The sequence below is a fragment of the Lentzea sp. NPDC058436 genome (assembly GCF_042721515.1).
Lineage (GTDB): Bacteria > Actinomycetota > Actinomycetes > Mycobacteriales > Pseudonocardiaceae > Lentzea.
This window is the reverse complement of the sequence record NZ_JBHXLF010000033.1, coordinates 1-25,950: the sequence shown is the minus strand read 5'-3', so window position 1 is coordinate 25,950 and position 25,950 is coordinate 1. Positions and strand designations below refer to the sequence as shown.

The window sequence follows — 25,950 nt, the reverse complement described above, 5'->3', positions numbered from 1 at the left end:
CAACCTCACGGGCCTCCCGCGCGACTTAATACGTAGAGACTTTCTGGGGTTTGTTCGGAAGGAGTTGCGGGTTGTTCGCCGCACGCGCGTCAGGCTTGGTCAAGTTGATGGGGTTGTGCCTGACGGCGGGCGTGCTCCTCGCCGCGATGGTGTTCCCGTTCGTCGGAGGTCTCGGGCTCGCGTCCAACCGCGCGGCCGACACCGTCGACCAGACGTCGGGCGACCTCGCGAAGGGTGAGCTGCCGCTCGTCACCACCATCCAGGACAGGAACGGCGAGCCGATCGCCTACCTGTACGACCAGTACCGCATCCCGTTGGAGTCCAAGGACATCGCGGACACCATGAAGGGCGCGATCCTCGCGATCGAGGACAAGCGCTTCTTCGAGCACCAGGGCGTCGACTGGCAGGGCATCGCCCGTGCCGCCGCCAAGGCCGGTGTGGACGGTGGTGCCACGCAGGGCGCCTCGACGCTCACCCAGCAGTACGTGAAGAACTACATGGCGTTCGTGCTCGGCGCCGACAACGAGCAGGAGGCCTGGGAGAAGGCCACCGAGGCGACGATCGGCCGCAAGATGCGCGAGGCGCGCGTGGCGTTGCAGCTCGAACAGCAGATGAGCAAGGACGAGATCCTCACCGGCTACCTCAACATCGTGCCGCTGGGCAACCAGACCTACGGCGTCGGCGCGGCCGCGAAGGCCTACTTCGGCACCACCGCCGACAAGCTGACCGTGTCGCAGGCCGCGTTGCTCGCCGCGATCGCGAACCGCCCGTCGTCGCTGAACCCCGGCGCCTCCCCGGAGAAGGCGCTGGAGCGCCGCAACATCGTCATCGACAAGATGCGCGAGAACGGCGCGTTCGGGTCCGACGAGACCGAGGCCAAGAAGAAGGCCGAGGAGTACAAGGCCGAGCCGCTGGGCATCGTCGAGGACCTGCAGCTGCTGCCCAAGGGCTGCGTCGGCGCCGGTGACGGCCCGATCTACGGCTTCTTCTGCTCCTACCTGCTCGACTACCTGCGCCAGGCCGGCATCACGAACAAGGAACTGCAGCGCGGCGGCCTCACCATCAAGACCACGCTCGACCAGAAGGCCACGAAGGCGGCCAAGGAGTCGGCCGAGCAGCAGGTGCCTAAGACGCAGAACGGCATCGCGAACGTCATGTCCGTCGTCGAGCCGGGCACCGACAAGCACCGCGTGCGCGCCCTCGTCGCCTCCCGCGACTTCGGCAACAAGGCCGAGCTCGGCCAGGTCGCCCGCCCCGTGCCCGCCGAGGTGCTGCCGTTCGGCCCCGGCTCGGTGAACAAGGTCTTCACCGCCGCCGCGGCCCTGGAGCGCAACCTCACCGGCATCGACAAGTCCATCGACGTGCCCGACGTCTACTACTCGAAGGTCTACCCCAACGGCGGCGCGCCGTGGAAGGTCCAGAACTCGGGCAAGTACGGCGACAAGATGTCGCTCACCCAGGCCCTCGCGACCTCGCCGAACACCGGCTTCGTGATCCTGCAGGAGAAGGCGGGCCTCAACAACGTCGTGGACATGGCCTACCGCCTCGGCATGCGCGAGACGCTGCAGGGCGTCAACCGCGGCGGCGAGCCCATCAACTCCGACAAGTCGAACGGCCCGACCCAGGGCGACTGGACGAAGCAGAACAACGCGGGCTCCTACACCCTCGGCCCCGGCGCCACGAGCGTCCTGGAGCTGGCGAACGTCGCCGCCACCATCGTCTCGAAGGGCACCTGGTGCCCGCCGACCCCGGTGGAGCAGGTCCTCGACCGCTACGGCAAGCCGGTGCCGCTGAAGGAAGCGCCCTGCGAGGAAGCGGTCAACCCGGACCTGGCAGCCTCCCTGGCCCAGGGCATGTCGCACGACACGACGGGCTCCGGCACCGCCGCGACCGCCGCCTCCGCCTCGGGCTGGAACCGCCCGACCATCGGCAAGACGGGAACCACCGAAGAGCACAAGTCGGTCGCGTTCCTGGCCGCGACCCCGCAGTTCGCGGGCGCCGTCATGACCTACGCCGACGGCAACAACCCGCAGGTGATCTGCGCCAGCCCGATCAGGCTCTGCCCTGGCAGCTCGCAGGGCGTCTTCGGTGGCCAGGTGGCGGCACCGACGTGGTTCAACGCCATGAAGGTGATCCACGAGGGTCTGCCGGTGGCACCGCTGCCGCCCGCTGCCGCCCGGTACAAGTAGTCACGCAGCTCGGCCCAGGGGCCGTCGGACGCCAGGAGCGTCCGGCGGCCCTTTGTCGTGGGTGGGGGAGGTGGCGGCGGATGTGGGGCGCGGGGTGAGGGGTGCGGGATGGCGAGGCAAGCGGGGAGATGGGTGGGGAGGCGAAGCAGGGGGAGGCGGCGCAGAGCTGGCGAGGCGGGGCGGAGGGAAGCGAGCGGGAGGGGCGGAGCGGGCGGGGCGGAGCGGGCGAGGGAGCGGGTGAGGCGCAGCGGGGAAGGGGAGCGGGGAAGGAGGAGCAGGGAAGGGGGCGCGGAGCTGGCGAGGCGGGGCAGGGGGAAGCGAGCGGGCTGGGCGGAGCCGGGCGAGGGAGCGGGTGAGGCGCAGCGGAAAGGGGAGCGGGGAGGTGGTGCGGGCGAGATGAGGCGGAGCGGGGGAGGGGGGAGTCGGCGCCGGGGAGGCGTCGCGGGGAGGCGCTGGGGGCGACGGGGCGGGCGAGGCGCGCTGCATGGGAGTGGCGCCGGACATGGCGCGCCACGGGACGTGTTGCGGCACCGCCGCTAACGCAATGGCGAAGCCGAGGCGTCCCTACCTCGTCGGGCTCTGATCAGCGGTAATGGCTCAACCCCGACGGCGATTGGGGCTTGACTTTGGGTGCGAGGCCTTAAACTTGACCACTCGGCCGGGCTTCACAGACCGGCCTTTTCCAGGCCGAGGAAGGCCTCGCAAGGGCCCCGAAGTCAAGCCCCAATCGCGATCGTCGCGAAGCGGCGATGACGCAACCCGGCTCGACAAGGCCCACGCAACCACCCGCCCAAGGGTGACGCGCACGCAAGAGCGCCCGCTGGAACCGCCACCAGCCCACACAAGCCGACCCGCCCCAAACGACTCCGACCACCCCAAGTAGTCGCGCCCACCCACCCATCCCCGCCCTCCCCGCCAGCAAACCTTTCACGATAAAGCGACTGACCAGTGCAAACAGCAACGCGGGGATTGGTTCAAAACGCGTTGACCATGCCCTAAACCACTCGACTACCCAAAGTGACCAGCAGTGGGCCTAATCACCTGAACACCCACTTGGCTTGCCCGCGCCGGTCACGCGAGGTTACGTTCACCGCCGCATGTCACGGTTCGATAACCGCAAGGACACGGAAACGCCCCCGAAGCGGTCCAGTCCGACACCGGGCCCCCGAAGCCCGCAGCCAGGCCCCCCGAAGCCAGGCGAAGCGCGGTCGTCGAACTCCCCCGAGTGCATGGAGGCAGGTTTGGCACGGCATCGTGCGGAGGGCTCGTCGCAGACGAAGTCCCTCCTGCGAGGAGCGAAGGGTCCGCTGGTCGACGTCATCACCAGAGTGGACCTGGACCGCAAGAAGGCCGTAGCGGTTGTCGTCGCCGCAGGCGCACTGGCCGGCGCCGGGTTCGCTCAGGCGGCCACCACGGTCGGGCCCGTCGAGCGGATGATCATGCCGGTCGCGGCCACCAAGAACCTCGCCGCGGCGGCCATGACCGCGCAGCCGCAGTCGCAGGGGCCGCAGACGATCCACTCCGTGGAGACCGGGTCCGAGGCTCGCAAGCTGCTTCAGGCGGAGCAGATCCAGGCGCAGTTCCACGTCGCGCAGGCGCTCAAGTCCGCCGAGGGTGCCTACGTGAAGCGCCAGGAGGCCGCCAAGGTCGAGGCGGCGCGGATCGCGGCCGAGGAGGAGGCGAAGCGCCCCAAGGTCGTGCGGCCCGCTCAGGGCTCGTTCACGTCCGGGTTCGGCGCTCGGTGGGGCACCAGTCACAACGGTGTCGACATCGCCAACGCCATCGGCACGCCGATCGTCGCCGCCATGGAGGGCACGGTCATCGAGGCCGGGCCCGCGTCCGGGTTCGGGCTGTGGGTTCGCGTCCAGCACGAGGACGGCACGATCACCGTCTACGGGCACATGAACACCATCGACGTTCCGCAGGGTGCGAAGGTCAAGGCCGGGCAGCAGATCGCGACGATCGGCAACCGCGGCCAGTCGACCGGGCCGCACCTGCACTTCGAGGTGTGGGTCGGTGGCGGCCAGAAGATCAACCCGGTGGGCTGGTTGGCCGAGCGCGGCGTGACCCTCTGACCTGTTTTTCGGTCACACGATCACGAAAAGTCTCGATAATCTCCGGCTACGCCGCCGTGCACGAGGCGCGGCGGCGTCGAGACCGGAGTCGAGCCTGTGATCTACCGCAGCCCCCTGCCGGCGGTGGCGGTTCCCGAACGCACGGTGCCCGAACACGTTCTGGAACGCGCACGGCACAACGACAAAGTCGCCCTCGTGGACGCCGTCACGGGCGAGTCGCTCACCTACGACGAGTTGGCCCGACTGGTCGAGACCACGGCCAAAGGCTTGGTGCGCAACGGGATCAGGCCCGGTGACACCGTCGCGATCGCGAGCCTGAACCGGCCGGCGTTCGCCGTCGGCCTGCACGCGGTCATGGCCGCGGGCGCGACGGCCGCGTTGATCAACCCGATGCTCACGCCGCCGGAAGTCGCGCGGCTCAAGGAGCTCGCGAACGTCACGGCGACGCTCGACCTCGACGACCTTCCCGCAGGCGAAGGCGATTCGCTCCCACCGGGAAACCCGCGCGGCACCGCGGTCGTCCTCTTCTCCAGCGGCACAACGGGTCTGACCAAGGCGGTGAAGCTCAGCCATCGCGCGCTCGTCGCGAACCTGGAGCAGCACCGGCCCGGCTGGCGCGTCGACGAGACCGACGTGCTCGCGGCGAACCTGCCGTTCTTCCACGTGTACGGCTTCACGATCATCCTCAACTCCGGCCTGCTCGGCGGCGCCACCCTCGTGACCATGCCGAGGAGCGACGCCGGCACCTACCTGAACCGCCTCGCGCGGCACGAGGTCACGCGCGCGTTCCTGGTGCCGCCACTTGCCGCCGCCATCGCCGATCATCCTGGGCCGGTGCCGGAGCTCCGCCTCAAGCTCGTCCTCTGCGGCGCCGCCCCGCTCGACGACGCCGTGCGGCAGGACGCCGAACGCAAGCTCGGCGCTCCTGTCCGGCAGGGCTACGGCCTCACGGAAGCCGGTGGCACGCACCAGACATTCGACGACGACTTGGAATCCGACCCCACGAGCGTCGGTGTGCTGTGTCCCGGAACGGAGGCGCGCGTCGTCGAGCCGGGCACCACAACGGACGCGACGGAGGGCGAGCTGCTGCTGCGCGGTCCTCAGTTGATGGACGGCTACCTGGGTGACGACGAGGCCACCCGAGAAGCCTTCGTGGACGGCTGGTTGCGCACAGGTGACCTCGTGCGGGTCCACAACGGCCGGTTCCACGTCGTGGACCGGATCAAAGAGATGATCAAGTACAAGGGTTATCAGGTCGCGCCCGCCGAACTGGAGGCGGTGCTGCGCCGTCATCCCGCCGTTCGGGACGCCGCGGTGATCGGTGCGGCCGATCGAGCTAACGGGGAGATCCCGAAAGCGTTCGTGGTGACGCAAGGCGATGTGACGGCGGAGGAACTGATGGCCTTCGTGGCGGCGGAGGTGGCGCCGTACAAGAAGGTGCGCCAGGTTGTCTTCGTGCATGAGATTCCGAAGTCCGTGTCCGGCAAGGTCCTCCGTCGCCTGCTGAAGGACGCCTCGAAGTGAGCTTGTTGATCACCGGCAGCCGGTGGGCGTTCGGCGTAATCCTTGGCGTGCAAGGACATCGGCGGGCCTCGGTGTGGGCGAGGTCTCAGTGCGCCGAGCCGTGTTCACCCCGGTGGAGCAGTCCGCCGATCTTTTGGGCCGAATCGTGCGCGGAGAGTTCGATCACCTCTCCGGCGGCTTGAACACGCCTGCGCGCAGCTGAGAAATTTTCCTCGTTTAGTGCGTACATAAGGCCCTTCCTCCCTGACAGCTCAACGGGGATCGTCGCGAGTGGCCCCCAATCCACAGGAGGCGTCATGCCTGTCGGAACATCCCCTGCTGCCCTCGATCTGGGCGCACACCTCGAACCGGCTCAGCTCGAACTCGCCCGCGACCGGATGACCGTCGCACTGCCGGCGGACGTGCTCGACCGCGTGAAGCGCTGCCGGGAGTTCGTGCTGGAGGTCAGCGCGTCCGGTCGCGCCATCTACGGTGTCACAACGGGTTTCGGCCCGCTCGTCGAGTTCGAGGGCCGTGCCGACGGCGCGAGCCAGAGCGACAACACGATCCTCCACCACATCGTCGGGCACGGTGAGCTGCTGCCGCCCGCCGTCGCGAGAGCGGCCGTGCTCGCCCGGCTGTTCTCGTTGGCGCAGGGGCGATCCGGAGTGTCCGAGCAGGTCGTGGCGTCGCTGACTGCCATGCTGGACACCGATTTCGCCCCAGCAGTACCACGTTTGGGGTCAGTCGGCGCGAGTGGTGATCTACAACCGCTCGCGTACGTGGCGCATGCTTTGCGCGGTAACGGGAACGCGTTCTTCCAAGGGCGACTCATGACCGCCGGGGAAGCGCTCACACGATCCGGCCTAACGCGACTCGTCCTGGACGGACGAGACGCCCTCGCGTTGGTCAACGGCATTTCGGTGACCGCCGCAGCACTCGGACTCGCTGTGGCGCAGTCGGTTCGCGCGCGGAGGACGGCGGAGTTGTTGTCCGCCTTGCTGACCGACGTCCTCGGCTGCGGCACCGAGTTCACGTCGGTTGGACTACTGGCCGCGTTCGGGCATCCGGACGTCGCTGAAACGGGTGCGTCCATCAGGTCATGGCTCGAAGGCAGCGCGCCGTCCGGCGAGCGCCCGCTGCAGGAGCCCTACAGCATCCGTTGCACACCACAGCTGATCGGCGCGGCCGGCACGAGCGTGCGGCACGCGGACGAGGTGGTGCGGCGCGACCTCAACGGCGTGAGTGACAACCCGCTGTTCTTCCCGGAGACCGGGGAGATCGTGCACGGCGGCAACTTCTTCGGTCAGCCCAGCGCCTTCGCGGCCGACCAGCTCAACGTCGCGCTGGTGCAGCTGGGCAACCTGGCCGAACGCCAGCTCGATCTTTTGGTGGATCCCCACCGCACCAACGGTTTGCCGCCGATGCTGAGCCCGCTGCCCGGTCAGCACCACGCGCTGCAGGGCGTGCAGATCGGCGCGACCGCGACCGTCGCCGCGATGCGCAGGGCCGCCGCGCCCGCGTCCGTGCAGAGCCTGCCGACCAACCTGCACAACCAGGACGTCGTCCCGTTCGGCACGCAGGCCGCGTTCACCGCGCTCGACCAGGCGAAGCTGCTGCGGTACCTGCACGCGGGCCTCGCGGTCGCGCTGCGCCAGGCCGTGCACGTCGGCGCGCGCCGCCCGCGGGCACCCCGGCTGGCGGCCGTGTTCGACCGGATCGCGGAGCACGTCGCGCCGATCGTGGAGGACCGGCCGCTGGACACGACCCTGGGCAGGGTCGCCGACCTCCTCGACACGGTCGCGTCCGAAGTGGAGGGTCCGCGATGAGCGCTCCCGCCTTCGTGTCCGACTGGGGTCACGCCTGGGTCGACCTGCCCGTCCTGCGGCTGCCGATGCCGGAGACGGACCTGATCCCGTGCGCGGACCGCTGCTTTCAGGCCACGATCGTCATCCGCACCCCGGACGACGCGGTCGAACGTGCCGTGCACCGGTGGTTTCTCGGCCACCACGGGGCATTTCTGGTCTGGAGGTTCCTTTCGGATTCACTCGATCGGCTGATACGCGAGCCTGATTCGCAGCTAGTCCGCCTCACTGCGCTTGGATACGACGCGTACTCGGTGATGCTCGCCTATTCGGGCAGTTGTTCCCGCGAGGTGTACGAGGACGTCATCCGGCCGATGATGGTGACGTTCGACCCGGCGTTCAGCGGCCGGTGGGCACGTGACTACGAACCACTGCCCGCCCTGTTGCGCCGGGCGCGCACCGCGCTGGGGCCCGTGGCGGCCGAACCGATCTCCGTCGCGAGCAAGGCGAACCTGATGGCACACATGGAAGTCATGCGCAGACTCGTGCCCGACGGCCCGTCGCTGCTGCGCGAGGCCGGTCGTGTGCGGGAGGAGACCACCGACGCCGAACGCGACAGGTTCGACGAGTTCTTCCTCGTGAGCCGGGAGAACGTGTGCGTGAGCCGCTATCACGCGCACCGCACCGCCGTCTTGTCCGCGATCGGTCACGACCTCGCGAAACACCCGCTCAGCCCCGCGTGCGGAGAGACACTCAGGACGTTCACCACCCACCTATGAGAGAAGGCCGCGCGTGAACGACTTCAAGACCGTGGTCATGACCCCGCAGATCTACCGCTACGTGCGCGAACAGGCGGGCCAGCCGAGCGCCGTGCAGGAGAAGCTCATCGCCCGCACGGCGGAGCTCGGCGACTCGGCGGAGATGCAGATCCCGCACGAGCAGGCGGTGCTGCTGTCCCTGCTGGTCAAGCTCACCGGCGCGCAGACCGTGGTCGAGGTCGGCACGTACACCGGGTACTCCACGCTGGCGTTCGCGCAGGCGCTCCCCGCGTCCGGCAAGGTCATCACCTGCGACCTCTCGGCCGACTGGACCTCGATCGCCGAGGAGGCGTGGCAGGCGGCGGGCGTGCGCGACAAGATCGACCTGCGGATCGGCGCGGCGGCGCAGACGCTGGCCGAGATGCCGGAGGAACCGGTGATCGACCTGGTGTTCATCGACGCGGACAAGGTCGGGTACGTCCACTACTGGGACCTGCTGGTGCCGCGCGTCCGGCAGGGAGGCCTGCTGCTCGCCGACAACACGCTCTACTACGGCGAGGCGGCCGACGAGCAGCCGGAGGGCAACGCCGCCGCGATCGACGCCTTCAACAGGTTCGTGCGTTCCGACTCGCGCGTGGAGTCGGTGCTGGTGCCGATCGCGGACGGTCTGACGATGGCTCGGAAGAAGTGAGGTTGTGAGCATACCGACCGGTCGGTAGGGTGATGCCTACTTGCTGACCGGGAGGCGTTCATGGCTCGTTGGGGTATCACGCTGCCGTTGATCGGTGTGCCGGTGCTGGAGCACCGCGCGCTGGTGTCCGAGCTCGCCGGGCTCGGCTACACGGACGTGTGGTCGGCCGAGACGACCGGCACCGACGCGTTCACGCCGCTGGCACTGGCCGCGCAGTGGTCCTCCGAGCTGCGCTTCGGCCCGGCGATCGCGCCGGTCTACACGCGCGGACCGGCCACGCTGGCGATGACCGCCGCGACGCTCGCCGAGGTGACCGGCGGGCGGTTCGTGCTGGGCATCGGCTCGTCGTCGCCCGCGATCGTGCAGCGCTGGAACGCCATCCCGTTCGAGGAGCCGTTCAAGCGCACCCGCGACACGCTGCGCTTCCTGAAGGCCGCGCTCGCGGGGGAGAAGGTCAGCGCCGACTACGACACGTTCTCGGTGAAGGGTTTCAAGCTGGAGCGCCCGCCGGCCGCGAAGGTGCCGATCATGCTCGCGGCGCTGCGGCCGAACATGCTGCGCCTGGCCGGACGTGAGGCCGACGGCGCCATCACCAACTGGCTCGCCGCGTCCGACGTGGCGCAGGTGCGCGCCGAACTGGGCGAGGCCGAGCTCGCGGCACGCATCTTCGTGTGCCCGACCGAGGACGCCGACGCCGCACGCGCGCTCGGACGCATGCTGATCAGCACCTACCTGACCGTGCCCGCGTACGCGGCGTTCCACGACTGGCTGGGCCGCGGCGACGTGCTGCGCCCGATGCACGAGGCGTGGGCGGCGGGCGACCGCAAGGCCGCGTCGAAGGCGATCCCGGACGAGGTCGTGGACGCGCTCGTGGTGCACGGGTCGATCGACCAGTGCCGTGCGCGCGTCGCCGAGTACCAGGCCAACGGCGTCGACACGCCGATCATCGCGCTTCTCCCGACCGGCGGTGACCAGGTCGAACAGGTGCGCGCGCTGGCACCTGGGGCCTAGCGGTGCCCAGCGCGACCGAGCAGAAGATCATCGACGCGGCCGTGCGCCTGTTCGCGTCGCAGGGCTACGACGCGACGTCGGTGCAGGAGATCGTCAACGCCGCCGGGATCACCAAGGGCGCGCTGTACCACTACTTCCGCTCGAAGGACGACCTGCTCTTCGAGATCTACCGGCTGCTGATCACGGCCCAGTCCGCCGACATGGACCGGATCATCGGCCTCGGCCTGCCCGCGGGTGAGACCGTGCGCGAGATCCTGGCGTCGCTCGTCTCGTCGACTGCAGAACGGGTCGACGAGACGGCCGTGTTCGTCCGCGAGCTGCACCGGCTCGGCGAGGAGCGGATGACCGACTTCCGCGTCGAGCGCAGGCGGTACCACGAGACGTTCCTCGCGGTGATCGAGAAGGGGCAGGCGGACGGTGAGTTCAGCTCGCAGGTCCCCGCGGACACGGTCGTGCGGATCGCGCTGGGCGTGGTGAACCAGCTGCCGATGTGGTTCCGGCCGGACGGGCCGAAAACGCCTGGTCAGCTCGCGGGGGAGATCGCGGACTTCGTGCTGGCCGGACTGCGGTAACGCCCGGCGGCGTGAGATCGACTTCCTGGACGGGGGGAACCGTGGACAAGAAGCCGATCGAGTTCGGCATCGCGCCGCCGCTGCACGAACCACCGAAGTCGTCGAGGTGGCCGTGGGTGGTGGCGCTGGTCGCCGTGCCGCTGGTCCTGGGCGCGCTCGCCTTCGGCAACCACGTCCAGAACCTGCTGGAACGGACCTACGGCCCCATCGAGCCGCAGGTGATGTCGTCCGAACCGCCGGTGCCGTCCACCCCGGTCGTCGTGTTCGAGGTGACGGGCACCGGGAAGGCGTTCTCCGTGACGGCGACCGCCGGCACGTCCGTCCACACCGAGCAGGACGTGACGCTGCCGTGGACCCGGACCGTCGAGGTGCCGGCCGGCGCCCCGGCGAAGCCCGTGGTGCTCGTGGTCGTGGCGGGCCCGGACGGCGCCGAGGTGCACGGCAAGTACACGATCGACGGCACCACCGTGCGCGAGGGCAAGGCCTCCGGGCCCTACGGCGTGCTGACGATCACCGACTCCTGAGCGCCGCCAGCGCCTTGTCCGCGTGCGCGTTCATGCTGAACTCGCTCTTGATCACCTCGATGATCTCGCGGCCGGTGCCGATGACGAACGTGTGCCGCTTGACCGGCGTGATCCCGAACCGGCGCTTCACCCCGAACTGCTCCGCGACCTCACCGGCCACGTCGGAGAGCAACGGGTAGTCGAAGCCGTTCAGTTCGGCGAACTGCTTCTGCTTCGCCACGTCGTCCATGGAGATCCCGACGCGCTGGGCCCCGGCCTCCTCGAACTCCTTCGCCAGGTCGCGGAAGTGGCAGCTCTGCGCCGTGCACCCGGACGTCATCGCGGCGGGGTAGAAGAAGAGCACGACCGGGCCGTTCTCGAGCAGCGCGGACAGCTTGCGCTCGATGCCGTCCTGGTCGGGCAGGGAGAAGTCGGGGGCGAGGTCGCCGGGCTTCATGGATCTCCAATACGCTCGGGCCGTGACCAGCATGTCCGACGTGGCCAAGGCCGCAGGGGTGTCCGCTGCGACCGTATCGCGTGCCCTGCGTGGCGAACCGGGCGTGTCCGAGGCGACCAGGCAGCACGTGAGCGACGTCGCGCGGCGGATGAAGTACGCGATCGCGCGCGACGCCTCCTCTTTGGCCGGTGGCCGCCGGTACGCCATCGCGGTGCTGACGTCCGCGGTCAGCCCGGTGCTGGCGGGCGCGGAGGGCGCGCTGCGGCAGGCCGGGTACGACGTGCTGCTCTACGTCCTGGGCGACGCGGACGCGCGCGCGAAGTTCTTCGACGAGCTGCCGCTGGGACGTCGTGTGGACGGTGTGCTGCTGCTGTCGCTGACGATGTCAGGTGCCGAGCAGGCCGCCTTGGAGTCGCTGGAAGTCCCGCACGTGACGGTCGACGACACCGACCTCCGCCACGCGCTGCAGACCGCGGTGTCGCACGTGGTGTCCCTGGGCCACCGCGACGTCGCCCTCGTGCTGTCCGACGGCGAGGACGAGTCGTACGACGAGATCCTGATCGCAGCCGGGCTGCAGGTCCGTCCGGAGTGGACGGTGTGGTGCTCGCCGACGGTCGACGGCGGCGAGCAGGTGGTCGACGTGCTGCTCGACGGCGAACGCCTGCCGACCGCGGTGATCAGCTCGAACGGCGCCGCGGCGGTGGGGATCTTCCTGCGCGTGCAACGGGACGGGCGCGCGGTGCCGGACGAGGTGTCGATCGTGTCGCTGGACGGGCAGGAGCTGACGCGCGTGGTCGGGCTGACCGCCGTCGAGGGTGCGGCGAAGGAGCAGGGGGAGCGGGCGGTCGCGGACCTGTTCACGCTGATCAGGGGTGGGGAGATCGAGCCGGCGGAGCACCCGCTGCGGCTGGTCGTGCGCAACTCCAGCGGACCGGTCGCGTCGGCGGATTGAGGGGCTTCTCGCTGAGGTCGGGCACTGTGATCGCCGGAAACGGCACACCCCGTCCGAAGTACTGTGGCGCCATGCCCGTCGAAGAGCGCCTGCCCGACCTTCCCGGCCTGCCGTCCACGCCCGGTTACGCCCACGCCGTGACGGTCACCGGCAGGCTCGCCTTCATCTCCGGTCAGGTCGCGGTGGACGCCAGGGGCTGTGTGGTCGGCGTGGACGACCTCGCGGCGCAGACGCGGCAGGCGCTGAGCAATCTTCATCACATCATTCGAGGATTGGGCGCCGACTGGTCGGATGTCGTGAAGTTCACCTGGTTCGTGCTGGACGCGTCGGAGGTTCAGACCATCCGCGACGTCAGGGACGAGATTCTCCGCCCGGCGCTCGGGAAGGTGCACAACCCGGCCAGCACGCTGGTTCAGGTCGCGGCGTTGTTCGGGCCCGATTTCCTCGTCGAGGTCGAGGCCGTCGTCGCAATTCCCGATGACCCATCGGATGTCTAAGTGAATGCATCTGTGCGTGGGTGTCCCTTCCGGCCTGCACCCTTCGGGTGACCAGGGACCATTTGCTCTGGTAATGCGGCCTCTGCTGTGACATAGCTTGTACTTGTGGAGCAGTTGGCGCGGCTGGCGGACGCTTGGGGCGTCGCCACTCGGTACGAGAATGCGGACCAGCAAGAGGCAGTCGTCGACACCGAGGTCGTAGTCAAGGTGCTCGCCCAGTTCGGAGTCGATGCGTCCACTGAGGACTCGATCGCCCGCGAGCTCGCCGAGGTCGAACGGCGCCGGGCGGAGCGGACGTTGCCGCCGACGATCGTCATCCGCGAGTACGAGACGTACGACCTGCGTGGCCCCGCGACCGTCGAGCTGGAGGACGGCACCTCGTTCGCCGTCGAACGGCACCTGCCCGACTCGGTCCCGCTCGGCTGGCACCGCGTCGTCACCGCGGAGCAGACCGTCACGCTCGCCGTCGCGCCCAGGACGCTGCCGGACGTCCCGCACACCTGGGGCTGGATGCTGCAGCTCTACGCCGCGCGCTCGAAGGACTCGTGGGGGATGGGCGACTTCGCCGACCTCGCCACCATCGCCCGCCGCAGCAGCCTCGAACTCGACGCGGGCGTCGTGCTGGTCAACCCGGTGCAGGCGCCCAGCCTGACCCACCCCGTCGAACGCTCGCCCTACTCGCCGACCAGCCGCCGGTTCGCGAACCCGCTGTACCTGCGCGTCACCGACACCGCCGAGTTCCTGCAGGCCTGCCCGCGCACCCGGCAGCTCATCCGCGACCTGCGGCCGCCGAACCAGGACCTGATCGACTACGACGCGATCTGGGAGGCGAAGAAGCAGGCGCTGGAGCTGCTCTTCCCCGGCGGCGAGGTCGAGATGGACGCCGAGCTGGAGAAGTTCGCGACGTACTGCGCGCTCGCCGAGGTCCACGGGCCCGACTGGCGCGAGTGGCCGGAAGACCGTCAAGAAGCGTCACCCGAACGGGTCGCGTTCCACGCCTGGGTCCAGCACCTCTGCACCCGCCAGCTCCAGGACGTCCGGCTCGCCGCGCACGAGGCCGGCATGGCCGTCGGCGTCATCCACGACCTCCCGGTGGGCGTCGCCCCCGGCGGCGCGGACACGTTCGCCGACCCCGACGCGTTCGCCATCGACGTCACCGTCGGCGCGCCGCCCGACGCGTTCAGCGCGGACGGCCAGGGCTGGGGCCTGCCGCCGTGGAGGCCCGACAAGCTCGCCGAGACCGGCTACCGGCCGTTCCGGCAGGTGCTGCGCAGCGTCCTGCAGCACGCGGACGGCATCCGCATCGACCACGTCGCCGGGCTCTGGCGGCTCTGGTGGATCCCGCCGGGCGAGCCGCCGTCGCGCGGCACGTACGTCTACTACGACGCCGACGCGATGCTCGGCGTGCTCGCGCTGGAGGCGTACCGGGCCGGCGCGGTCGTGGTCGGCGAGGACCTCGGCACGGTCGAGCCCGTCGTCACGAAGACGTTGCAGGAGAACGGCATGCTCACCAGCGCCGTGCTCTACTTCCAGCGCGACTACTACGCGGAGGGCCACCCGCTGATCCCGCCGTCGCAGTGGAACCCCAACCAGATGGCCAGCATCTCGACGCACGACCTGCCCACCGCGGCGACGTTCTTCGCGGGCGAGGACGGCCCCGACTTCGACGAGCTCATGCGGCAGGAGGGCGTCAAGGCGGCGGACAGGGTCGAGGGCGCCCACGAACTGCTCGCGCAGGCACCCTGCGCGTTGGTCCTCACTTCACCTCAGGACGCTCTGCGGGAAACCCGGCAGCCGAACGTGCCGGGCACCATCGACGAGCACCCGAACTGGAGAATTCCCCTACCGGTCGCGCTGGACGAATTTTTCCCACGCGTCCGCGAGATCACCCGGCCGCTCCGCAACCGCGGAAAGTGAAACTTTTGCGTAACAGCAGGTCATAGACCTGTGGAGTAGTGTGAGTCCGTCACCCGACGGCGGAAGACGAACGTTCTTGGAGGTGGCGTTACAAATGAGTTCAGCCTTGAGCACGCGGACATCGACCGGTGTGCTGGAACTGGCGGTCGAGCAGGTCCTCGCCTCGGTGCGACCGACCGCGCTCGGCGACCCGGTGGCCGGGGCGCAGCGCGCGGAGGAGTCACTGCGTGACGCGCTGCGGGACGCGGGTCCCGTGGAGGACAACCCCGCCCTGCAGCACGCGCTGGCGTGCGCGGAGGCCGCTTGTGAGCACCTGAAGTACGTGGAGATCCAGGAGGCGCGCACGTTGCTCATGGCCGCACGTGGGCAGTTGGTGCTGGCGCACGAAGGAGTTTGAGCACATCCGGCCGAGAACTGCCGGACGCGGGTGATTTGCACACGAACGCGAACCCACGAGTGTGATGCCGGACCAGGGTTAGGTGGATAGGGTCAGCGGGTAGTCCGCCGCATGTGACGAGGAGCAACAGCATCGTGCGACCCTGGCCTGGTAGGCCCTACCCGCTTGGCGCCGGATACGACGGTGTGGGCACCAACTTCGCTCTGTTCTCCGAGGTCGCGGAGTACGTCGAGCTCTGCCTCTTCGACGAGGACGGCACGGAGACACGCGTGAGGCTGCCGGAGGTGGACGGCTTCGTCCACCACGGCTACCTGCTGGGCATCGGCCCCGGTCAGCGCTACGGCTACCGCGTGCACGGCCCGCACGACCCGGCCCGAGGCCTGCGGTGCAACCCCAACAAGCTGCTCATCGACCCGTACGCCAAGGCCATCTCCAACGGCCTGGCGTGGGACGAGTCGTTGTACGGGTACAAGTTCGGGTCGCCGGAAGAGCGCAACGACGACGATTCCGCGCCGCACGTGTCGAAGTCCGTGGTGGTGAACCCGTTCTTCGACTGGACGAACGACAGGCTGCCCAGGACGCCGTACAACGAGAGCGTCATCTACGAGGCGCACGTCCGCGGCCTCACGATCGACCACCCGGAGATCCCGCCGCGGCTGCGCGGCACCTACGCGGGCCTCGCGCACCCGGTGATGATCGACCACCTCATCAAGCTGGGTGTCACCGCTGTGGAACTGATGCCGGTGCACCAGTTCATCAGCGATCACACGCTGATGGAGCGGCGCCTCAGCAACTACTGGGGTTACAACACGATCGGGTTCTTCGCGCCGCACGACGCCTACGCCGCGTTGCCGCTCAACCAGGTGCAGGAGTTCAAGGGCATGGTCCGCGCCCTGCACCAGGCGGGCATCGAGGTCATCCTCGACGTCGTCTACAACCACACGGCGGAGGGCAACCACCTCGGCCCGACGTTGTCGATGCGCGGCATCGACAACGAGGCGTACTACCGGCTGGAAGAGGACGACCCGCAGTTCTACACCGACTACACGGGCACCGGTAACTCGCTGAACGTGCGGTCGCCCCACACGCTGCAGCTCATCATGGACTCGCTGCGGTACTGGGTCACCGAGATGCACGTCGACGGGTTCCGGTTCGACCTCGCGGCCACGCTCGCGCGCGAGTTCTACGACGTCGACCGGCTGGCGACGTTCTTCGAGGTCGTGCAGCAGGACCCGGTGGTGTCGCAGGTCAAGCTGATCGCGGAGCCGTGGGACGTCGGTCCCGGTGGCTACCAGGTCGGCAACTTCCCTCCACTGTGGACCGAGTGGAACGGCAAGTACCGCGACACCGTCCGCGACTTCTGGCGCGGTGAGCAGGCGACGCTCGGCGAGTTCGCGTCGCGCATCACCGGCAGCAGCGACCTCTACCAGGACGACGGCCGCCGCCCCTACGCGTCGATCAACTTCGTCACCGCCCACGACGGCTTCACGCTCAACGACCTGGTGTCGTACAACGAGAAGCACAACGAGGCCAACGGCGAGGACAACAACGACGGCGAGAGCCACAACCGGTCCTGGAACTGCGGTGCCGAGGGTCCGACGGACGACGAGGAGATCCTCGCGCTCCGCCGGCGGCAGCGGCGCAACCTGATGGCGACGATGTTGCTGTCGCAGGGCGTGCCGATGATCGTGAACGGCGACGAGTTCGGCCGCACGCAGAACGGCAACAACAACGCGTACTGCCAGGACAACGAGGTCTCCTGGGTCGACTGGTCGCTGCTGGAGGCCAACTCCGAGCTGATGGAGTTCACCTCGGCGGTCGCCGGCTTCCGCAAGGCGCACCCGGTGTTCCGGCGCCGGCGCTTCTTCGCGGGCCGCCCCATCCGCAAGGGCGAGGAGCTGCGCGACATCGCGTGGTTCACGCCGTCGGGTGAGGAGATGACCGAGCAGAACTGGGAGGACGACTTCGGCAAGTGCGTCATCATCTTCCTCAACGGCGAGGGCATTCCCGACCTCGACTCGCGGGGCATGCGGGTGGTCGACGACTCGTTCCTGATGGCGTTCAACGCGCACTACGAGGACATCCAGGTCACGCTGCCCGACTCCGAGTACGGTCCTGAGTGGAGGGTCGTCGTGGACACCGCGACCGGTGAGGTCGGCGGCAACGAGAAGCCGATCGCCGCGTCCGGGCAGCTGAACCTGGTCGCGCGCTCGCTCGTCGTGCTGCAGCGGGTGGGCTGATGGGGGCGCCGTCCTCGACGTACCGCGTCCAGCTCACCCCGTCCTTCACCTTCACCGACGCCGCGGCCGTCGCGGACTACCTGGCACGCCTGGGGATCGGCGCGCTGTACGCGTCGCCGATGCTCGACGCGCGCGAGGGGTCCACGCACGGCTACGACGTCGTGGACCCGACCCGTGCGCGGCCCGAGCTGGGTGGCGAGGCGGGCAGGGAAGAGCTGCAGAAGCGCCTGCGGGAGCTGGACCTCGGCCTGGTCGTCGACATCGTGCCGAACCACATGGTCGTGCCGAACCCGTGGTGGGAGGACGTCCTCGAACACGGGCAGGCCTCGAAGTACGCGCGGTACTTCGACATCGACTGGTCGTCGGGCAAGGTGCTGCTGCCCGTCCTCGGCGAGGACGCCGAGGACGAGGTGCACGAGCACTACCTCAAGGCGAACTGGCGGCGCGGCAACACCGAGCTGAACTACCGCAGGTTCTTCGACATCACCGAGCTCGCGGCGATCCGGGTCGAGGACCCGGAGGTGTTCGAGGCGACGCACCGCGCGGTGTTGTCTTGGGGCGTCACGGGGTTGCGCGTCGACCACCCGGACGGGCTCGCCGACCCCGGCGGGTACTTCCGGCGGCTGCGCGAGCACTTCGACGGCTGGCTGGTCGTGGAGAAGATCCTCGGACCGGACGAGGAGCTGCCGCAGAGCTGGCCGGTCGACGGCACGACGGGCTACGACGCGTTGCGCGAGATCTGCGGTGTCTTCATCGCCCCCACCGACAGGTTCGAGGGCGACTTCCACGAGGTCGAGCACACGTCACGGCAGCAGGTCGCGGACTCGATCCTGGTGGCCGAGGTGCGCAGGATCGCGCGGCTCGTCCAGGGCGTCGAGTTCGAGGACGCCTGCGCGGCCGTCGCCGAGGTGATGGTCAACTTCCCGGTGTACCGGTCGTACCTCCCGGAGGGCCTTGGCCACTGGGAGACCGCCGTCAGGCTGTCGAGGTCGTCCGCCATGCGGGCGCTGGACGAGCAGGTCCGCGCCGACCCGCACGGCGAGCTGGCCACCAGGATCCAGCAGACGTCCGGCATGGTCGTCGCCAAGGGCACCGAGGACACGGCCTTCTACCGGTACACGAACTTCGTGGCGCTCAACGAGGTCGGCGGCTCGCCGGACCGGTTCGGGCTGCCCGTCGGAGAGTTCCACCAGCGGGCGGTCCGGCGCGAGTCCGCCGAGCCGAACGCGATGACGGCGCTGTCGACGCACGACACGAAGCGCTCGGAGGACGTGCGGGCGCGGCTCGCGGTGCTGGCGGAGATCCCGGACGAGTACCTGGCGTTCGAGTCCGCGATGACGGGCAAGCACGGCATCTCCGAGCCGACGCTGAACCGCCTGGCGTGGCAGTCGGTCGTCGGCGCGTGGCCGCTGACCGAGGAACGCCTGGGCGCCTACCTGGAGAAGGCCTCGCGCGAGGCCAAGATCAGGACGTCGTGGGTCGACCGGGACGAGGAATTCGACGCCGAGGTGGCCGCGTGGCCCTCGAAGGCGTTGAACGAGCCCGAGGTCGCCGCCTTCGCCGAACGGATCAAGGCGCCCGGCTGGGTGAACTCGCTGGGGCAGAAGCTGGTCCAGCTCACCGCACCGGGCGTGCCGGACGTGTACCAGGGCACAGAGCTGTGGGACTTCTCGCTCGTCGACCCCGACAACCGCCGCCCGGTCGACTACCGGGTGCGCCGGGACCTGTTGGAGCGCCTCGAATCCGGCTGGCAGCCGGAGGTCGACGACTCGGGCGCGGCGAAGCTCCTCGTGGTGCACAAGGCGTTGCAGGTGCGCAAGCGCGGCCTTCACGGCTATCGGCCGTTGCACGCGGAAGGCCCCGCGGCCGAGCACGTGCTGGCGTTCCAGCGGTCCGGTGTGATCACGGTGGCGACGCGGCTGCCGCTCGGGCTGGAGCAGAAGGGCTGGCAGGACACGGTTCTGCCGTTGCCGGGTGCGAAGTGGACGGACGTCCTCACCGGACGGCCGGCCGCGGAGGACCTGGCGTCCTTGCTCGACACCTATCCGGTAGCGCTGCTGGTGCAGGGGGATCAGTGAGCTTCTCCGTCTGGGCGCCGACGCCCGAGTCGGTGCACGTCCGGGTCGACGGCGTCGACCACGAGATGAAGCGCGACGGCGACTGGTGGCACTCCGCGGCGGAGGGCACCGACTACGCGTTCGTCATCGAGGGCGAGGCGTACCCGGACCCGCGGTCGCTGCGGCAACCGAACGGCGTGCACGAGGCCTCCCGCGTCTACGCGCACGACTTCGAGTGGACCGACGGCGCGTGGACCGGCCGCCCGCTGCAGGGCGGCGTGATCTACGAGCTGCACATCGGCACGTTCACGCCGGAGGGCACGTTCGACGCCGCCATCGGCAAGCTGGACCACCTGGCCGACCTCGGCATCACGTTCGTCGAGGTCATGCCGGTCAACAGCTTCGACGGCGTCGAGGGCTGGGGCTACGACGGCGTCCTGTGGGGCGCCGTGCACGAGCCGTACGGCGGTCCGGACGGGTTCAAGCGGTTCGTGGACGCCTGCCACGCCCGAGGGCTCGCCGTGCTGCTCGACGTGGTCTACAACCACCTCGGGCCGTCCGGCGCCTACCTCGACAGGTTCGGGCCGTACTTCGCGGGGCGCAACGACTGGGGTCCCGGCCTGAACCTCGACGGGCCGGGCTCCGACGAGGTGCGCCGGTACGTCCTCGACAACGCGCTGCAGTGGCTGCGGGACTTCCACGTCGACGGGCTGCGGCTCGACGCCGTGCACGCGCTGGCGGACCAGCGGGCGGTGCACGTCCTGGAGGAGATGGCGGTCGAGGTGGACGCGCTCTCGGCATCTGTCGGCCGTCCGCTCACGCTGATCGCCGAGTCCGACCTGAACGACGCCAAGCTCGTGACGGCACGTGAAGGCGGCGGGTACGGCCTGCAGGCGCAGTGGTCCGACGACCTGCACCACTGCCTGCACGTCGCGCTGACCGGCGAGACCTTCGGCTACTACGAGGACTTCGCCGCGCCGGGAGCGTTGAAGAACACGCTGGAGAAGGTGTTCTTCCACGCCGGCACGTGGTCGTCGTTCCGCGAGAAGCACCACGGCAAGCCGGTCGACACGGCGCTGGTCCCCGGCTACCGGTTCCTCGCGTACAGCCAGAACCACGACCAGATCGGCAACCGCGCCACCGGCGACCGGTTGTCCGCGTCCGTGTCGACGGGGAAGTTGTTGTGCGCGGCGGCGATCGTGCTGTGCTCGCCCTACACGCCCATGATCTTCATGGGGGAGGAGTGGGCGGCGTCCACGCCCTGGCAGTTCTTCGCGTCGTTCCCCGACCCCGGACTGGCCGAGGCCGTCCGGACCGGCAGGCGGCGCGAGTTCTCCCGCCACGGGTGGGGCGAGTCCGACGTGCCGGACCCGATGTCGCCGCAGACGGTCGAGAACTCGCGGCTGCGCTGGGACGAGGCCCATGAGGGCGATCACGCCCTCGTCCTGGACACCTACCGCGCCCTGATCGCGTTGCGCCGCTCCCGCCCGGAGCTCGCCGATCCGCGGTTGGACAGGTTCGTGGTCGAACAGGACGGGGAGTGCCTGGTGCTGCACCGCGGTACGACCCGCGTGGTGGTGAACCTGGGCACGGCCCCCGTCCCGCTGCCTCAGGGAGACGTGGTGCTGACCTCCTCGGCGATCCCGTCGTCGCTCTCACCGGAATCGTTCGCGGTGGTCGCGTCGACGTGATCCCACAGCATCTGGTCGGCCAGATCGACGGGCCGTCCGAGGTGCGCGTGCACGAACGCCGTGACCAGCCGGTCGGCGGCGACGTGCAGCTTGATGTTGTGGTGCTGGGATATGTGCACCAGCAGCTGGAACGCCTGCTGGGGTGTGCAGGGTTTGCGTGCGGCGATCAGGCCTGTGGCCTGCCCGATGACTGTCCGGGACACCAGAGCTTTGCGCAGCCCCGCCACCTCGGTCTCGAGGGCGGTGATTCTCGCGGACGACACCGCCGGCTCCTTTCGCGTCGTCGTGGTCACAGCGGCATGCCGGTGCGACGACGACTGCTCTGGAGCTGCATTGCGAAGGGCGGGCACACCCAGGGCAAGCCGTCACATCGGCTTGCGGCTGGGTTCTCAACCGCGAGTGATCACCTTATCAAGGGTTTCACAGCGTGCTCGCCGGGTAACCGAACAACGTAGCTGTCCGCTAGTGAAGGAGCCTGATCCATGGGTGCCGACGACAAGATCAGCAACAAGGCCGAGGAGCTCAAGGGCCGCGCCAAGGAAGCTGTCGGCGACGCCACGGACAACGAGCAGTGGCAGGCCGAGGGCCGCGCGGAGCGCGCCAAGGGCGCTCTGAAGCAGGCCGGCGAGAAGGTCAAGGATGCCTTCCGCTCGGACAAGTAACCCAGACACCGGCGCCGCCCAGTTCGTCCCCGAGGGGAAGAGCTGGGCGGCGTTGCGTTCCGCCGCTGCCGGCTGCCGCGGATGCGATCTGTTCGAGGACGCGTCACAGACCGTGTTCGGCGAGGGGCCGGTGCCGGCGCGGCTGATGATGGTCGGGGAGTGCCCCGGTGATCGTGAGGACACCGAGGGGCACGTGTTCGTCGGGCCCGCCGGGCGGTTGCTCGACAAGGCGATGGACGCCGCCGGGATCGACCGCGCGAAGACGTACCTGACGAACGCGGTGAAGCACTTCAGGTTCACCGAGCGGGGCAGGCGCCGGATCCACAAGACGCCTCGGCGTGGCGAGGTCGTGGCGTGCTTCCCGTGGCTGCGCGAGGAGATCCGGGTGGTGAAGCCCCGGCTCGTCGTCGTGCTGGGGGCCGTGGCGTCCAAGGCAGTGCTGGGGCCGTCGTTCAAGCTGACCGAGCACCGCGGTGAGGTGCTGGAGCACGACGGGCTGCGGGTCGGGGTGACGGTGCACCCGTCCGCGGTGGTGCGGGCCGAGAACTTCCGCGAGTCGTTCGACGCGTTCGTCGCCGACCTGGTGGCCGTGCGGAAGGCCTGAGAACGGGACAACCCCCGGACGACTCCTGCGCGAGCAGGCCGAGCGGGACCAGCGCTCGAAGTCCGGGGGTCGGGTGGCTGCCTGGGTTTACGACTAGGCGTCACCAAAGGCGGTCCTAGCGGACAGCCACCTCACGAGTCCTGTAGCTATACAACTTTGGACCACCTCCTCTCTTGTGTACTTCGAACCTACGCAGTGATCGCCGGGCCGTGCAACGGACTTTTCTCACGTCACCCGGCGCGTCTGTTTCGCGTAGAATCCGCAGGCATGGTGCGCATCCCCCTGACGTCACTGGAACGGGATCGCGGCAGGAGGCTCGGTCAGTTGCTGCGGGACGCCCGCGGTGACGAGAGCATGGTCGAGATCGCGGCCCGCGCCGGCTTGTCCGCCGAGACCGTGCGCAAGATCGAGACGGGACGCGCCCCCACGCCGTCGTTCTTCACCATCGCCGCGCTCGCCGGCGCTCTCGGGATCTCGCTCGATTCCATCAACGAACTGCTGACGCCGCAGAGTCGATCAGCGTAGTTCCCCGGTGTGGGTGGAGAACTCGCTCGGACGAGTTACCACTAAAGTCGGGAAGTCCCGCGAATACGCGAACGATCCTTGACTTCACTTCGACCCCCGTGCTCCGGTGGAGCCACGAGATTCGCTCTTCTCGATGCAGGGGGAAATTGTGAAATTCATTTCAGGTGTGATCGCTGCGTTCTTCGCGCTCGTTCTCGTGGGGGCGCCAGCGGTGTCCGCGGCACCGGATGCGCAGATCAGCAGGGGTGAGGTGCTGAAGAGGGCAGCGACCTGGCTCACCGCGAACAACGGCAAGCAGGTGCCGTACAGCATGTCGAAGTACTGGAAGGACGGGTACCGGCAGGACTGTTCGGGATTTGTTTCGATGGCCGCCACGTTGGGCAACGGAAATCCCAAGGGCGGACCGAACACCGTTGCTCTCGCGACCAGCAAGTACACGACGCCGATCAAGATCGCCGACCTCAAGCCAGGTGACCTGTTCATCGACCCGGTCGACGAACCCGGTGACGACTTCCGGCACGTCGTGATCTTCGAGAAGTGGACGAAGACCGACAAGTCGCAGTACATGGCCTACGAGCAGCGCGGCAGCCACGGCACCGACCACCGTGCGCTCACGTACGGGCTGAAGGACTCGAAGTACAAGCCCTACCGGCTGAAGAACGTCACCGGCTGACCTGCTTTCCGTTGCGGCGCAGGGCTGATCTGACCAAGGCCACCGCCGCGACACCGGCGACGAGCACGCCCGTGGACAGGATCTGTCCACGGGCCTGTTCGTCGCTCAGCATCAGCACGATGACGGCGAGGATCGTGGCCAGCGCGAGCCAGGACAGGTACGGGTAGCCCCACATCGGGACGGCCGGGTCCGGCGTCTCGCGGCGCAGCCGGATCTGCGAGACCGCGATGAACGCCCAGACGACCAGCAGGGCCGAGCCGACCGCGTTGAGCAGCAGCAGGAACACGGTGTCCGGCCACAGGTAGTTGAGCAGCACGGAGAAGAATCCGAACGCGACCGAGGCGAGCACGGCGTTGCGGGGGACGCCGTTCTTCTTGCGCAGCAACGCCTTCGGCGCCTCGCCGCGCTCGGCGAGCGAGCTGAGCATGCGTGCTGCGCCGTACAGGGTGGCGTTGATGGCGCTGAGCAGGGCCACGAAGATGACGACGTTCATGATCTGCCCGGCCGCGGGGATGCCGAGCCGGTTGAGCACCGCGACGTACGGGCTCGCGCCGACCTCGGAGTCGTTCCACGGCAGCAGGGTCACGACCACGGCCATCGAACCGAGGTAGAACACGAGCAGCCGCGTCATGGACGTGCGGACCGCCTTCTTGACGGCGCGCTTCGGGTCCTCGGCGTCCGCGGCGGCGATCGTGACGACCTCCAGCCCGCCGAACGCGAACACGGTGACCATGAACCCGGCCACCACGCCACCCCACCCGTTGGGCAGGAAGTCCTTCAGGTTCTCGGTGCCGGGCGAGTCGAACCCGAGCCCGACGATCGCCGCGAGACCGAGCGCGAGGAACAGGACGATCGCGGCGACCTTGAGCCCCGCGAACCAGAACTCGAACTCGCCGAAGCTGCGGACGTTCGTCAGGTTCACGGCGGTCAGCGCGGACATGAAGACGAGCACCCACGCCCACTGCGGCACCGCGGGAATCCACCCCGACGCGATCTTCGCCGCCCCGGTCGCCTCCACCGCGAGCACGACACCCACGGCCGCCCAGTAGGTCCAGCCGACCGTGAACCCGGCCCACGGCCCGATCGCCTTCTCCGCGTGCACCGAGAACGCGCCACCGCTCGGGTGCTCGGCCGCCATCTCCCCGAGCATGCGCAGGACGAGCAGCGCCAGAACGCCGGCGAGTCCGAACGAGATCAGCACCGCCGGCCCCGCGAGCGCTATGCCCGCACCCGTTCCGACGAATAGCCCCGCCCCGATCACGCCACCCAGCGCGATCATGGTGACATGCCGTTCCCGCAGGTGAGTCACGCTCTCCAGCCCCGTTCGAGTGTGCCGATGGCGGGCCGATAGTGGTTTCGTGGCGGCGGAGAGTCAAATCGTGTGATCGGAGTTACACCGTACTGAGATGAGTGAGGGTGAGATCGATGAGCTCGCCTAAAGGAGTACTGCCGTCCGGAGTTTCGTCTGGCGTTCTGTCGCCTGGAGTTCTGCCGCAACTCGAAACGTTCTCCGATGCTTTGGAGCGTTACGAGAGTTGGGGATGGTTGGTGCTGCGGTCGGAGAACCGGCTGCTGCTGACGACCGATGGTCTCGTGTCCGCGGTGGAGATGCCCGCTGACATCGGGGCGCAGGTGCACCGGTACCTGTCCGTGCGTCTGCTTGGAGGGCCCGTGGTGGTGATGCCCGGGGGTGGTCGTGGGGAGCGGTGGTTGCTGCTCACCGAGTCCGCGGACGCTGCCTCTCAGGTGAACCTGATTCGGTTGCGGGCTCGGGGGGCTTTGACCCACCGGTTGGGGACTTTGGTGCCGTTGCCGCCGTCTCGGATTGATGGGGGTGGGGTTCGGTGGTCTGGGGACGGGCCTGGGGCTCGGCCTGTTTTGCCGCCGTTTTCGGCTGTGGTGGCTGCGTTGAGGGCGGTTACGGAGACCGCTGGGTTGCGGTGATTGTTGGGGTTGCTTGTCGGTGGTCGCGGCTTCTGCGGGTGGCTGGCGTGCGTGCGGCCTGGTCGCCTTGCGTGCTTCCCCTGGGGGCTCTGCCCCCAGACCCCCGGCAATCTGAAATGGGGGTAGCGCTGGGGGCAGGTTGATGGCACGCCTGTTGCTTAGAGCGGCTGCCTGTTTCGTATGAGGGTTGCGTTGGCGGTGGGGTCCCATCACGAGCCGCACCAAGA

23 protein-coding genes are annotated in these 25,950 nt (G+C 68.9%); 20 read left to right on the top strand and 3 right to left on the bottom strand.

Going from position 1 to position 25,950, the window contains the following annotated elements; genetic code table 11:
• Window positions 1–71: 71 nt before the first annotated feature.
• From ACFWN2_RS44340 to ACFWN2_RS44300, 9 genes are all read left to right on the top strand, one after another.
• Complete coding sequence (locus ACFWN2_RS44340) at window positions 72–2,189, top strand: transglycosylase domain-containing protein (protein ID WP_382436721.1); 2,118 nt, start codon at window positions 72–74, stop codon at window positions 2,187–2,189.
• 1,241 nt (window positions 2,190–3,430) lie between these two features.
• Entirely contained in the window at window positions 3,431–4,264 is an 834-nt protein-coding gene (locus ACFWN2_RS44335) for a M23 family metallopeptidase (protein ID WP_382436719.1), read from the top strand.
• 96 nt (window positions 4,265–4,360) lie between these two features.
• A complete protein-coding gene (locus tag ACFWN2_RS44330) occupies window positions 4,361–5,788 on the top strand; it encodes an AMP-binding protein (protein WP_382436718.1) in 1,428 nt (475 codons plus the stop codon).
• A gap of 296 nt (window positions 5,789–6,084) precedes the next feature.
• Entirely contained in the window at window positions 6,085–7,596 is a 1,512-nt protein-coding gene (gene hutH, locus ACFWN2_RS44325) for a histidine ammonia-lyase (protein WP_382436716.1), read from the top strand.
• Complete coding sequence (locus ACFWN2_RS44320) at window positions 7,593–8,351, top strand: L-tyrosine 3-hydroxylase (protein WP_382436715.1); 759 nt, start codon at window positions 7,593–7,595, stop codon at window positions 8,349–8,351. Before hutH ends, ACFWN2_RS44320 begins: the two co-directional genes overlap by 4 nt.
• 13 nt (window positions 8,352–8,364) lie before the next feature.
• Window positions 8,365–9,021, top strand: coding sequence for an O-methyltransferase (locus tag ACFWN2_RS44315; RefSeq protein ID WP_382436713.1), 657 nt, complete (start codon window positions 8,365–8,367; stop codon window positions 9,019–9,021).
• 60 nt (window positions 9,022–9,081) lie between these two features.
• The gene (locus ACFWN2_RS44310; protein ID WP_382436711.1) at window positions 9,082–10,032 is read left to right on the top strand and encodes an LLM class F420-dependent oxidoreductase; all 951 of its coding nucleotides are present in this window, start codon (window positions 9,082–9,084) and stop codon (window positions 10,030–10,032) included.
• Window positions 10,033–10,034: 2 nt separating this feature from the next.
• Window positions 10,035–10,604, top strand: coding sequence for a TetR/AcrR family transcriptional regulator (locus ACFWN2_RS44305; protein ID WP_382436710.1), 570 nt, complete (start codon window positions 10,035–10,037; stop codon window positions 10,602–10,604).
• A gap of 41 nt (window positions 10,605–10,645) precedes the next feature.
• Window positions 10,646–11,128 carry a hypothetical protein gene (locus ACFWN2_RS44300; protein WP_382436709.1) on the top strand — a complete coding sequence of 161 codons (483 nt, stop codon included), beginning with the start codon at window positions 10,646–10,648 and terminating at the stop codon, window positions 11,126–11,128.
• Here ACFWN2_RS44300 and ACFWN2_RS44295 read toward each other — a convergent pair.
• Window positions 11,115–11,564, bottom strand: a complete 450-nt coding sequence (locus ACFWN2_RS44295) for a peroxiredoxin (RefSeq protein WP_382436708.1) — start codon at window positions 11,562–11,564, stop codon at window positions 11,115–11,117. The two genes, ACFWN2_RS44300 and ACFWN2_RS44295, sit on opposite strands and share 14 nt — an antisense overlap.
• 31 nt (window positions 11,565–11,595) lie before the next feature.
• Here ACFWN2_RS44295 and ACFWN2_RS44290 point away from each other — a divergent pair, with 31 nt between their 5' ends.
• The 7 genes from ACFWN2_RS44290 (at window position 11,596) to treZ (ending at window position 21,315) form a co-directional block, all read left to right on the top strand.
• Window positions 11,596–12,516: a LacI family DNA-binding transcriptional regulator gene (locus ACFWN2_RS44290; RefSeq protein WP_382436756.1), complete on the top strand. Its 921-nt coding sequence runs from the start codon at window positions 11,596–11,598 to the stop codon at window positions 12,514–12,516.
• A 71-nt stretch (window positions 12,517–12,587) separates the two neighbouring features.
• Window positions 12,588–13,013, top strand: a complete 426-nt coding sequence (locus tag ACFWN2_RS44285) for a RidA family protein (protein WP_382436707.1) — start codon at window positions 12,588–12,590, stop codon at window positions 13,011–13,013.
• A 105-nt stretch (window positions 13,014–13,118) separates the two neighbouring features.
• Window positions 13,119–14,930: a 4-alpha-glucanotransferase gene (locus tag ACFWN2_RS44280; protein ID WP_382436705.1), complete on the top strand. Its 1,812-nt coding sequence runs from the start codon at window positions 13,119–13,121 to the stop codon at window positions 14,928–14,930.
• 94 nt (window positions 14,931–15,024) lie between these two features.
• Window positions 15,025–15,327 carry a hypothetical protein gene (locus tag ACFWN2_RS44275; RefSeq protein ID WP_382436704.1) on the top strand — a complete coding sequence of 101 codons (303 nt, stop codon included), beginning with the start codon at window positions 15,025–15,027 and terminating at the stop codon, window positions 15,325–15,327.
• Between the two features lie 134 nt (window positions 15,328–15,461).
• Window positions 15,462–17,567 (top strand): glycogen debranching protein GlgX, encoded by a 2,106-nt coding sequence (glgX, locus tag ACFWN2_RS44270; protein WP_382436702.1) that lies wholly within the window; start codon window positions 15,462–15,464, stop codon window positions 17,565–17,567.
• A complete protein-coding gene (gene treY, locus ACFWN2_RS44265; RefSeq protein WP_382436701.1) occupies window positions 17,567–19,645 on the top strand; it encodes a malto-oligosyltrehalose synthase in 2,079 nt (692 codons plus the stop codon). Before glgX ends, treY begins: the two co-directional genes overlap by 1 nt.
• The gene (gene treZ / locus ACFWN2_RS44260) at window positions 19,642–21,315 is read left to right on the top strand and encodes a malto-oligosyltrehalose trehalohydrolase (protein ID WP_382436700.1); all 1,674 of its coding nucleotides are present in this window, start codon (window positions 19,642–19,644) and stop codon (window positions 21,313–21,315) included. The genes treY and treZ overlap by 4 nt, the downstream gene beginning before the upstream one ends.
• On the opposite strand, the gene ACFWN2_RS44255 is transcribed toward treZ, so the two are convergent.
• On the bottom strand, window positions 21,234–21,578 hold the full coding sequence (locus tag ACFWN2_RS44255) for an ANTAR domain-containing protein (RefSeq protein WP_382436698.1): 345 nt from the start codon (window positions 21,576–21,578) through the stop codon (window positions 21,234–21,236). The two genes, treZ and ACFWN2_RS44255, sit on opposite strands and share 82 nt — an antisense overlap.
• A gap of 219 nt (window positions 21,579–21,797) precedes the next feature.
• Here ACFWN2_RS44255 and ACFWN2_RS44250 point away from each other — a divergent pair, with 219 nt between their 5' ends.
• The 4 genes from ACFWN2_RS44250 (at window position 21,798) to ACFWN2_RS44235 (ending at window position 23,779) form a co-directional block, all read left to right on the top strand.
• On the top strand, window positions 21,798–21,977 hold the full coding sequence (locus tag ACFWN2_RS44250; RefSeq protein WP_382436697.1) for a CsbD family protein: 180 nt from the start codon (window positions 21,798–21,800) through the stop codon (window positions 21,975–21,977).
• A complete protein-coding gene (locus ACFWN2_RS44245) occupies window positions 21,955–22,581 on the top strand; it encodes a UdgX family uracil-DNA binding protein (protein ID WP_382436695.1) in 627 nt (208 codons plus the stop codon). The genes ACFWN2_RS44250 and ACFWN2_RS44245 overlap by 23 nt, the downstream gene beginning before the upstream one ends.
• Before the next feature lie 267 nt (window positions 22,582–22,848).
• Entirely contained in the window at window positions 22,849–23,106 is a 258-nt protein-coding gene (locus ACFWN2_RS44240; RefSeq protein ID WP_191296337.1) for a helix-turn-helix domain-containing protein, read from the top strand.
• A gap of 166 nt (window positions 23,107–23,272) precedes the next feature.
• Window positions 23,273–23,779, top strand: a complete 507-nt coding sequence (locus ACFWN2_RS44235) for a hypothetical protein (protein WP_382436694.1) — start codon at window positions 23,273–23,275, stop codon at window positions 23,777–23,779.
• Here ACFWN2_RS44235 and ACFWN2_RS44230 read toward each other — a convergent pair.
• A complete protein-coding gene (locus ACFWN2_RS44230) occupies window positions 23,769–25,088 on the bottom strand; it encodes an amino acid permease (RefSeq protein WP_382436693.1) in 1,320 nt (439 codons plus the stop codon). The two genes, ACFWN2_RS44235 and ACFWN2_RS44230, sit on opposite strands and share 11 nt — an antisense overlap.
• Between the last annotated feature and the right edge of the window lie 862 nt (window positions 25,089–25,950).

Excerpts from the sequence above, each read along its gene's own strand:
- hutH (WP_382436716.1), top strand. The coding sequence starts at position 6,085 with ATGCCTGTCGGAACATCCCCTGCTGCCCTCGATCTGGGCGCACACCTC.
- ACFWN2_RS44320 (WP_382436715.1), top strand. The coding sequence starts at position 7,593 with ATGAGCGCTCCCGCCTTCGTGTCCGACTGGGGTCACGCCTGGGTCGAC.
- ACFWN2_RS44310 (WP_382436711.1), top strand. The coding sequence starts at position 9,082 with ATGGCTCGTTGGGGTATCACGCTGCCGTTGATCGGTGTGCCGGTGCTG.
- ACFWN2_RS44295 (WP_382436708.1), bottom strand. The coding sequence starts at position 11,564 with ATGAAGCCCGGCGACCTCGCCCCCGACTTCTCCCTGCCCGACCAGGAC.
- ACFWN2_RS44290 (WP_382436756.1), top strand. The coding sequence starts at position 11,596 with ATGTCCGACGTGGCCAAGGCCGCAGGGGTGTCCGCTGCGACCGTATCG.
- ACFWN2_RS44285 (WP_382436707.1), top strand. The coding sequence starts at position 12,588 with ATGCCCGTCGAAGAGCGCCTGCCCGACCTTCCCGGCCTGCCGTCCACG.
- ACFWN2_RS44275 (WP_382436704.1), top strand. The coding sequence starts at position 15,025 with ATGAGTTCAGCCTTGAGCACGCGGACATCGACCGGTGTGCTGGAACTG.
- treY (WP_382436701.1), top strand. The coding sequence starts at position 17,567 with ATGGGGGCGCCGTCCTCGACGTACCGCGTCCAGCTCACCCCGTCCTTC.
- ACFWN2_RS44250 (WP_382436697.1), top strand. The coding sequence starts at position 21,798 with ATGGGTGCCGACGACAAGATCAGCAACAAGGCCGAGGAGCTCAAGGGC.
- ACFWN2_RS44245 (WP_382436695.1), top strand. The coding sequence starts at position 21,955 with ATGCCTTCCGCTCGGACAAGTAACCCAGACACCGGCGCCGCCCAGTTC.
- ACFWN2_RS44240 (WP_191296337.1), top strand. The coding sequence starts at position 22,849 with ATGGTGCGCATCCCCCTGACGTCACTGGAACGGGATCGCGGCAGGAGG.